General features: G+C 69.3%; 7 protein-coding genes and 2 pseudogenes. 2 read left to right on the top strand and 7 right to left on the bottom strand.

Annotated features, from left to right (window positions below; all coding sequences use genetic code 11):
• Positions 1–308: 308 nt before the first annotated feature.
• The 4 genes and pseudogenes from ACFSL4_RS22130 to ACFSL4_RS22115 form a co-directional block, all read right to left on the bottom strand.
• Positions 309–1,994: a ribonuclease J gene (locus tag ACFSL4_RS22130; RefSeq protein WP_381085587.1), complete on the bottom strand. Its 1,686-nt coding sequence runs from the start codon at positions 1,992–1,994 to the stop codon at positions 309–311.
• Between the two features lie 127 nt (positions 1,995–2,121).
• Positions 2,122–3,021 (bottom strand): 4-hydroxy-tetrahydrodipicolinate synthase, encoded by a 900-nt coding sequence (dapA, locus tag ACFSL4_RS22125; RefSeq protein WP_381085584.1) that lies wholly within the window; start codon positions 3,019–3,021, stop codon positions 2,122–2,124.
• A 210-nt stretch (positions 3,022–3,231) separates the two neighbouring features.
• Positions 3,232–3,681 (bottom strand): annotated as a pseudogene (gene thyX / locus ACFSL4_RS22120) (FAD-dependent thymidylate synthase); the annotation flags it as partial.
• Between the two features lie 3 nt (positions 3,682–3,684).
• Positions 3,685–4,881, bottom strand: a pseudogene (locus ACFSL4_RS22115) (FAD-dependent thymidylate synthase); the annotation flags it as partial.
• Between the two features lie 235 nt (positions 4,882–5,116).
• Between ACFSL4_RS22115 and ACFSL4_RS22110 the strand changes: the two are divergent.
• Entirely contained in the window at positions 5,117–5,353 is a 237-nt protein-coding gene (locus tag ACFSL4_RS22110; protein ID WP_381085582.1) for a hypothetical protein, read from the top strand.
• A 130-nt stretch (positions 5,354–5,483) separates the two neighbouring features.
• Positions 5,484–6,041 carry a hypothetical protein gene (locus tag ACFSL4_RS22105; RefSeq protein ID WP_381085579.1) on the top strand — a complete coding sequence of 186 codons (558 nt, stop codon included), beginning with the start codon at positions 5,484–5,486 and terminating at the stop codon, positions 6,039–6,041.
• Positions 6,042–6,229: 188 nt separating this feature from the next.
• Here ACFSL4_RS22105 and ACFSL4_RS22100 read toward each other — a convergent pair whose 3' ends face one another.
• The 3 genes from ACFSL4_RS22100 to ACFSL4_RS22090 form a co-directional block, all read right to left on the bottom strand.
• On the bottom strand, positions 6,230–6,682 hold the full coding sequence (locus ACFSL4_RS22100) for a hypothetical protein (protein WP_381085577.1): 453 nt from the start codon (positions 6,680–6,682) through the stop codon (positions 6,230–6,232).
• Between the two features lie 5 nt (positions 6,683–6,687).
• Complete coding sequence (gene dapB / locus ACFSL4_RS22095) at positions 6,688–7,440, bottom strand: 4-hydroxy-tetrahydrodipicolinate reductase (protein ID WP_381085574.1); 753 nt, start codon at positions 7,438–7,440, stop codon at positions 6,688–6,690.
• Positions 7,441–7,482: 42 nt separating this feature from the next.
• Positions 7,483–8,796: M16 family metallopeptidase (locus tag ACFSL4_RS22090; RefSeq protein ID WP_381085571.1), on the bottom strand; the 1,314-nt coding region annotated here is incomplete at its 5' end.

The raw sequence follows: 8,796 nt of genomic DNA, 5'->3' as shown, positions 1-8,796 counted from the left end.
ACCACGAGAACCAGTCTCACGGCTTTCCTCCGGGCGCTTCCCTTCGGTGTTTCCGACTCTATCAGATCTCTCTCGACCCGATTTCCTCGGCGCTTTCCAGGTTCCCGCTTCCGCGTTTCCCTTTCCGGCGATCCCGACTTTATCAGAGGTTCTGAGTCGGGATTTCCGCCCCGCAGGGTCGGGTCCCGGACGCTCGTCTGCGCCGGGTTCCCCTGGTGGCGGAGCCGTAAACGTACTGGAGCGGGGTGCCTCGATGCAAATCGAGGTGCCCCGCTCCGAGTTCACCCACGCGACATCGTGACGGAGTGTCAGACCTCCACGACCACGGGCAGGATCATCGGCCTGCGCCGGTACGTGTCCGAGACCCACTTGCCCAGGACCCGGCGCACCAGTTGCTGCATCTGGTGGGGTTCGACGACCCCGTCCTGCGCCGAGCGTTCGAGCGTCTCCGTGATCCTGGGGATCACATCGTTGAAGGCCGAGTCCTCGATGCCCGAGCCACGCGCATGGACATGGGGTCCGCCCGTGATCTTGCCCGTCGACGAGTCCACCACCACGAAGACCGAGATGATGCCCTCGTCCCCGAGGATCTTCCGGTCCTTGAGCGCGGGCTCGCCGACGCCGCCGACGGAGAGGCCGTCGACGTACACGTAGCCCGCCTGGACCTTGCCGGAGATCCTGGCCTTGCCCTCGACGAGGTCGACGGCGATGCCGTCCTCGGCGATGACGATGCGGTCGTGCGGCACACCCGTCAGCGCGCCCAGCTCGGCGTTCGCCCGCAGGTGGCGCCACTCGCCGTGGACCGGCATCAGGTTCTTCGGCCGGCAGATGTTGTAGAAGTACAGCAGTTCGCCCGCGGACGCATGGCCCGAGACGTGCACCTTGGCGTTGCCCTTGTGCACGACGTTCGCACCCCAGCGGGTGAGGCCGTTGATCACGCGGTACACCGCGTTCTCGTTGCCGGGGATGAGCGACGACGCGAGGATCACGGTGTCGCCCTCGACGATGCGGATCTGGTGGTCCCGGTTCGCCATCCTCGACAGTGCCGCCATCGGCTCGCCCTGCGAGCCCGTGCAGACCAGGACGACCTCGCTGTCCGGCAGGTCGTCCAGGGTCTTGACGTCCACCACCAGTCCCGGCGCCACCTTCAGATAGCCCAGGTCCCGTGCGATGCCCATGTTGCGGACCATCGAGCGGCCGACGAAGGCGACCCGGCGGCCGTACTCGTGTGCCGCGTCCAGGATCTGCTGGATGCGGTGGACATGGCTGGCGAAGCTCGCCACGATGATCCGCTTGCGAGCACCCGCGAAGACCTGGCGCAGGACGTTGGAGATGTCGCGTTCGTGCGGGGTGAAGCCCGGGACCTCGGCGTTGGTGGAATCGGCGAGGAGGAGGTCGATGCCTTCTTCGCTCAGTCGTGCGAACGCGTGGAGGTCCGTCAGACGGTTGTCCAGCGGCAGCTGGTCCATCTTGAAGTCGCCCGTGTGGACGACCATGCCGGCCGGGGTGCGGACGGCGACCGCGAGAGCGTCCGGAATGGAGTGGTTGACCGCGACGAACTCGCAGTCGAAGGGACCGATGCGCTCGCGCCGGCCCTCGGCGACCTCGAGCGTGTACGGGCGGATGCGGTGCTCCTGGAGCTTCGCCTCGATCAGGGCGAGGGTCAGCTTGGAGCCGATCAGCGGGATGTCGGGCTTCTCCCTCAGCAGGTACGGGACGCCGCCGATGTGGTCCTCGTGACCGTGCGTGAGGACGATGCCCTCGACGTCGTCCAGGCGGGAGCGGATGGATGAGAAATCGGGCAGGATCAGGTCGATTCCGGGCTGCTCCTCCTCGGGGAAGAGCACTCCACAGTCGACGATCAGCAGGCGGCCCCCGTACTCGAAGACGGTCATGTTCCGGCCGATTTCGCCGAGGCCGCCGAGCGGGGTGACCCGCAGACCGCCTTCGGGGAGCTTCGGCGGCGGGCCGAGTTCAGGATGCGGATGACTCAAAAGACTCTCCTCACCACGCGCGCCACGTACCTGTAGGGCACGTGGCGCGCGTGACGTTCGTGCAAAAGCAGTTGTCGGTGTGGGGTGCAGGCGCGTGTGTCCTGCCTATTCAGTTGTGAAGTCCATGTCAGAGCTGTACCCCGCCGGCGGCAAGATCGATCTTGAGCTGGGCGGTCTCCTCGGCCGTGAGCTCGACCATGGGCAGACGCAGCGGTCCGGCGGGCAGGCCCTGGAGGGCGAGCGCGGCCTTGGTGGTCATGACGCCCTGGGTGCGGAACATGCCGGTGAAGACCGGGAGCAGCTTCTGGTGGATCTCCAGCGCCTTCTGGACGTCACCGCTCACATAGGCGTCGGCCATGGCGCGCAGCTCGGGTGTGACGACGTGGCCGACGACAGAGACGAAGCCGACCGCGCCCACGGAGAGCAGCGGCAGGTTGAGCATGTCGTCACCGGAGTACCAGGCGAGGCCGGAGCGCGCGATGGCCCAGCTGGCGCGGCCGAGGTCGCCCTTGGCGTCCTTGTTGGCGACGATCCGCGGATGCTCGGCGAGACGGACGATGGTCTCCGTGTTGATCGGCACGCCGCTGCGGCCCGGGATGTCGTAGAGCATGACCGGCAGGTCGGTCGCGTCGGCAATGGCCTTGAAGTGCCGGTAGAGACCTTCCTGAGAGGGCTTGTTGTAGTACGGCGTGACGGTCAGCAGGCCGTGCGCTCCGGTCTTCTGCGCCGCGCGCGCCAGCTCGACGCTGTGGTGGGTGTCGTTCGTGCCGACTCCGGCCACAACGTGGGCGCGGTCGCCGACCGCTTCCAGAACGGCTCGTACAAGGTCCGATTTCTCCGCGTCGCTGGTGGTCGGGGACTCGCCGGTGGTGCCGTTGATGATCAGGCCGTCGTTGCCTGCGTCCACCAGATGGGTGGCGAGCCGCTGCGCGCCGTCGAGGTCGAGTGCGCCGTCCGCCGTGAAGGGCGTGACCATGGCGGTGAGGATCCGCCCGAAGGGGATCTGCGGAGTGGAGGTCGGAGCCATGGGTAACACGCTACTCGCTGCCCCGGGCGCGGTCCTCCCTCGGGTTGCGGCGAAAGTCCGGACAAAGATGGAACCCGGCACTGCCTGCTCGGGGGTTCAGGCAGTGCCGGGTCCGTTTGATCAGGCTAGATGAACTTCTCGAAATGCCGCAATACGGACACTTCACTCGGCTGATCCGGACATCTGTCCTCGGCCGGGCGCGGGGGCGTGCTACGGGGCCACGCGCCCGTTGGCGTTGAAGGCGGCGTGCGTGAGCGGCATGAGCCTGGCCCACTCCGCCTCCATCCTCTCGCCCACCATCTCGATCTCTCGCTGCGGGAAGGAGGGCACCCTTGCCAGCTCGTGCTGGGTTCGCAGGCCGAGGAAGTGCATCAGCGAGCGGGCGTTGCAGGTGGCGTACATCGAGGAGAACAGGCCCACCGGGAGGACCGAACGGGCGACCTCGCGGGCGATGCCGGCCGCGAGCATGTCCTGGTAGCGCTCGTACGCCTGGATGTACGACTCCTGCATCGAACGCTGCATGATCTCGTGCTGCGCCTCGGTGCCCGGCACGAACTCGTACTTGCCTGGGCGGCCCTGCTGGACGAGCTTGCGGTCTTCCCCGGGGACGTAGAAGACCGGCTGGAGCTCTCGGTAGCGGCCCGACTCCTCGTTGTAGGAGTTGTGCACGACGACGCCGTTCGCGAGGAAATTGTGCCAGGGGCCTTCGACGGAGAGGTCATACGTCATCTCCTCACCGTCGTCTTCGATCGCGATGATCAGGTCCGGAACGGCCGTCGCGACCTTGCCTCCGCTCTGGGCCAGTGTCTGTTCCCCGGCACTCTTGACCGCGTGGCAGGGCTCGCAGGCAGGGGCGAGGTTCTTCTCATCGAGGGCCTGCGTCAGGTCGCCCGCGACGGGAATCACGTGGTCCAGGGCAAGCTGTTCACGAGGAAAGTCCTGCCCACAGAGATGACAGGTGTCGGTCTCCTTGATCAGTCGCTGTCGCTGCATGGAGGTCCATACGCCGATGCCGCGTCGCAGGCTCGGCGGCATCAGCGTCTGCGACGGGCGCGGGGCGGTGCCTGCCGCCATGACGGCGTCACGCACGGCAAGCTCACCTGCCTTGCGCCAGCCGTCGGGGGTGAACACCGCGTGATCGGCCGTGCAGCGGAGCACCTTCCCGGAAGCCGTAGTGACCTTGATCAGCGACTTCACGCCGGACTCGATCACATCGACGATCCTGGCACGCCGGGCGAGCAGGGTTTCCTCGTCGTAACAGCGCACATGGCTGCGACGTACCGACTCCAGCTTGCGGAGACGAGTGCCGGGGTGCCGCTCGCGGAACTCCGCGACCGCGGACTCGGCCGCCTCGCGGCTGTCGTAGAGGCCGAGGTAGTGATCGGTCTCGCCGCGCCGGACCTGAGCCGTCCACCTACCCGCCCGGGCGTGCCAGGTGACACCTCCGGCGGAGTGCGGGAGCCGGTCCTCGACGCCCAGCTGCCAGAGCTCGTACAGCTCGGCGATAGTGCGCCGCCGAAGACTGCCTGCTTCGCTCTCGAGGGTGATCTCGGTGTCACCCGCCAGGCACCAGCCCACGCGGTGCCGCATGAACTCGCGGAAGACGAAGATCGGGGCGCTGACGAAGAACGTCATCGAGTTGTGCTCGAAGGGGCTGCCGTGCCGGTCCCGCATCAGGTAGTTGATCAGGCCCTTGGAGCGCTCCGGGTCCTTGGTCAACTCGTCCAGGGACTGCTCGCCGGCGGTGGAGACGCGGGCGGCCCACAGGACGTCGGAGTCGGCCGCGCTGTGCTTGACCAGCTCGACGGTGACGTCGCTGCGGAAGCTGGGCTTGAGGTCGTCGGCGGGGGTGTCGGTCACGGCGCAGGGGGTCCTTCCCATCACAAGCTCGGGCGGCGCCCACTCTACGGCCCGGCACCGGCAACGGGGCGATCGGTGCCGGGCCGCGACATTCACCGGCGAACGTCCGCCAAATCGTCGAAAGGGGGCACTCTTTGCGATACTCGTGCGTCTGTGTAGGTGGCGGCCATTTGTTCGCATCGGCCGTTCTTCACGTATACCGGATCCCACGGTCCTCGAAGGAGGAGCACTCCCCATGTCCCGTCGGCGCGAGCCCGTTCCGTTCGCCTTCCTCGCCGAAGCCGACTCGTTCCGCAGCAATGTCGCTCCCCCGCCCCGCCGACGCGCGTCCGCCGGTGAGACGGCCGGGCGGTGGCTGCTGGGGCTCACCGCCGTCGCGGGGATCGTGGGCGCCCTGGTGATCGGCCTGCCCTCCATGTCGCACGAGTCGCCCGCCACGACCAGGCACTCCGTCGTCTCCCACGGCCGCTGAGTCGCTCCGTAGCCGGGCCGACGGCGGCGGCGGCCCTCTCGAACCCCCTTGGCCCCCCGAGGGTGGTGAGCGCGGACACGGCTCGATAGCCTCACCGGGCACAGCCCCATGGACCGAGTGAGGATCAGCCGTGCCCCTGCCCTTCCTGACGGCCGACCGTGCTTCCGACCCGGCGGCGGACGATCTCCCGCTGCCCTACGACGACCGCGACCGCTGGCGGCGCCCCTACCGCCCCGGCCCCTGGCGGGTGGGCGCGGCCGCACTGCTGCTGCTCCTCGCCTCCTACGTGCTCTTCGCGGCCGTCATCATCGCGCTCACGGGCACGCCGTCCGGTGCCGGCACGGTCCTCGGCATCGCTCTCGTCGTCATCGCCGGCGCCCTGCGGCTGCTGCGCATGGGTGTCTGGGTGAGCGCGCGCGGGCTGCGCCGCGCGGGCTTCTTCAGCACGCGTACGGTGCCCTGGAAGCAGGTCGTCACGGTACGGACGGTGCAGCAGCCGGTGCGCTGGCTCGGGCTGCCGCGCACGGTGCAGGGCCAGGCCCTGGTCCTCGTGCGCAGAAGCCGTTCTCCCGAGGACGCACCGCCGCTGCTGACCACGCACGACGCGGACTTCCTGGCCCGTCCGCAAGCCTTCGACCGCGCGGCGGACACGGTCGAGGCATGGGCCGCGGAGTACCGCAGGGTCTGACACGTCCGACGAGAGGGGCCGGGCCGCCGAAGCCACCGGGTGCCTCCTGGATGGAAGCCGATGGCGCCGGAGAGCGGACGGCTCCCTCGTCGTGCACCCGCTGAAGCGCCCCTCCCGTCCGCGGCCTCGTGCTCCCGCGGCGTCCTGCGGACCGGGGGCCCGATGCGCGGTACCCGGTCCGGTACCGCTCAGGCCTCGGCCGTCTTGCCGTCGTGCAGGGCGATCGCCCGCTGCATCGCCTTTCGGGCGCGAGGCGTGTCGCGGGCGTCGTGGTAGGCGATCGCCAGCCGGAACCAGCTTCGCCAGTCGTCCGGGGCCGCCTCCGTCTCCGCCTTGCGCCTGGCGAAGACCTCGTCGGCCGAGTCGCGGTCGATCCGGCCGCCCGGGGTGCGCCGCAGCTCGTCGACGGGCAGGCCGCCCTCGGCGTCCAGCTCGGCGGCGAGCCGGTTGGCCTTGCGCACGAACTGTGTGTTCTTCCAGAGGAACCAGACGCCGATGACCGGCAGGATCAGCACCGCGATGCCGAAGGTGACGGTGACCGGGGTTCCGTTCTGGATCAGGAGCACGCCACGGCTGCCGACCAGACCGAAGTAGACGACCAGGACGGCGGCCGTGACAGCGTAGGAGATCTTCGCGCGCATGCCGACTACTTCAGGTCGAGGAAGTGCTCCAGGCCGAAGGTGAGGCCCGGGGTGGTCACGATGCGGCGGACGCCGAGCAGGATGCCCGGCATGAAGCTGCTGTGGTGCAGTGAGTCGTGGCGGATGGTGAGGGTCTCCCCCTCGCCCCCCAGCAGTACCTCCTGGTGGGCGAGCAGACCGCGCAGGCGGACCGCGTGCACCGGGACGCCGTCGACGTTGGCGCCGCGGGCGCCGTCAAGGGCCGTCACCGTGGCGTCGGGCTGCGGGGCGCTGCCCGCCCGCTCCCGTGCGGCGGCGATGAGCTGGGCGGTGCGCGTGGCGGTGCCGCTGGGGGCGTCCACCTTGTTCGGGTGGTGCAGCTCGACGACCTCCACGGACTCGAAGTACGGGGCCGCCGCCTCCGCGAACTTCATGGTCAGCACGGCGCCGATGGAGAAGTTCGGGGCGATCAGCACGCCCGTCTCCGGGGACTGGTCCAGCAGGCCCTTCAGGTGCGCGAGGCGCTCCTCCGTCCAGCCGGTCGTGCCGACGACGGCGTGGATGCCGTGCCGCACGCAGAAGTCGAGGTTGCCCATCACGGAGGCCGGTGTGGTCAGCTCGACCGCCACCCGGGCGCCGGTCTCGACGAGCGTCTCCAGCCTGTCGCCGCTGCCGAGGGCGGCCACCAGCTCCAGGTCCTCGGCGGCTTCCACCGCCCGTACCGCCTCCGAACCGATCCGGCCCTTGGCGCCGAGGACCGCCACGCGCAGCTTGCTCATGTTGTTGATTCCTTGGTCGTACTTGTCGAGCTTGTCGAGGGCCTACGCGACCGCGTCGTGCAGACGGGCCGCCTGCCTGTCCCTGAGCGGGCCGATGACCGACAGCGAGGGCCGCTGTCCCAGGAGGTCCCGGGCCACGGACCGCACGTCGTCCGGGGTGACCGCGGCTATCCGGGCCAGCATGCCGTCCACGGACATCTGCTCGCCCCAGCACAGCTCGCTCTTGCCGATACGGTTCATCAGCGCGCCCGTGTCCTCCAGCCCCAGGACCGTGGAGCCCCTGAGCTGGCCGATGGCGCGGGCGATCTCGTCGTCGGACAGGCCGTGCTCGGCGACGTGGTCCAGCTCGTCCCGGCAGATCTTCAGCACGTCGTGCACCTGGCTGGGACGGCAGCCCGCGTAGACGCCGAAGAGGCCGCAGTCGGCGAAGCCCGACGTGTACGAGTACACGCTGTAGGCCAGGCCGCGCTTCTCCCGGACCTCCTGGAACAGACGGGACGACATGCCGCCGCCCAGTGCCGTGTTCAGCACGCCGAGGGCCCAGCGGCGCTCGTCGGTACGGGACAGGCCGGGCATCCCGAGGACGACGTGCGCCTGCTCCGTCCTGCGGGCGAGCAGTTCGACGCGGCCCGCGGTGCGGATGGCGCGGCGGCCGGCGCGCGGGGCGACGGGGGTGGCGTCGCCCCGCGTGAGGGCGCCGGCCTTCTCGAAGGCGGCGCGCACCTGCCGTACGACCTTGTGGTGGTCGATGTTGCCGGCGCACGCGACCACGAGGTGGGTCGGGTCGTAGTGCTTCTTGTAGAAGCGGCGGATGCGATCGGCGGTCAGGGCGTTGACCGTGTCGACGGTGCCCAGGACGGGGCGGCCGAGCGGGGTGTCGCCGAGCATCGTGTGCGCAAACAGGTCGTGCACGCAGTCGCCCGGGTCGTCCTCCGTCATCGCGATCTCTTCGAGGATCGCGCCGCGCTCTACGTCGACGTCCTCTTCGAGGATGAGGGAACCGGTCAGCATGTCGCAGACGACGTCGATGGCGAGGGGAAGGTCGGCGTCGAGCACGCGCGCGTAGTAGCACGTGTACTCCTTCGCCGTGAACGCGTTCATCTCGCCGCCGACCGCGTCGAGCGCGGAGGAGATGTCGAGGGCGCTGCGGCGGTGCGTGCCCTTGAAGAGCAGGTGCTCCAGATAGTGCGTCGCGCCGTTCAGGGCCGGGGACTCGTCGCGGGAGCCGACGTGCGCCCAGATGCCGAAGGTGGCCGAACGCACGGACGGCAGGGTCTCGGTGACCACGCGCAGACCACCCGGGAGGGTGGTCTTGCGGACGGTGCCGATGCCGTTCTCGCCCTTGATCAGTGTTTG

The sequence above is a fragment of the Streptomyces caeni genome (assembly GCF_042678285.1).
Taxonomy (GTDB): Bacteria; Actinomycetota; Actinomycetes; order Streptomycetales; family Streptomycetaceae; genus Streptomyces; species Streptomyces caeni.
The sequence above is the reverse complement of the archived record's forward strand: the minus strand, read 5'-3'. Positions and strand labels throughout refer to the sequence as shown.

What these genes read in the sequence shown, in the direction of transcription:
- ACFSL4_RS22100 (WP_381085577.1), bottom strand. Translation starts at nt 6,682, where the DNA reads ATGCGCGCGAAGATCTCCTACGCTGTCACGGCCGCCGTCCTGGTCGTC.
- dapB (WP_381085574.1), bottom strand. Translation starts at nt 7,440, where the DNA reads ATGAGCAAGCTGCGCGTGGCGGTCCTCGGCGCCAAGGGCCGGATCGGT.
- dapA (WP_381085584.1), bottom strand. Translation starts at nt 3,021, where the DNA reads ATGGCTCCGACCTCCACTCCGCAGATCCCCTTCGGGCGGATCCTCACC.
- ACFSL4_RS22110 (WP_381085582.1), top strand. Translation starts at nt 5,117, where the DNA reads ATGTCCCGTCGGCGCGAGCCCGTTCCGTTCGCCTTCCTCGCCGAAGCC.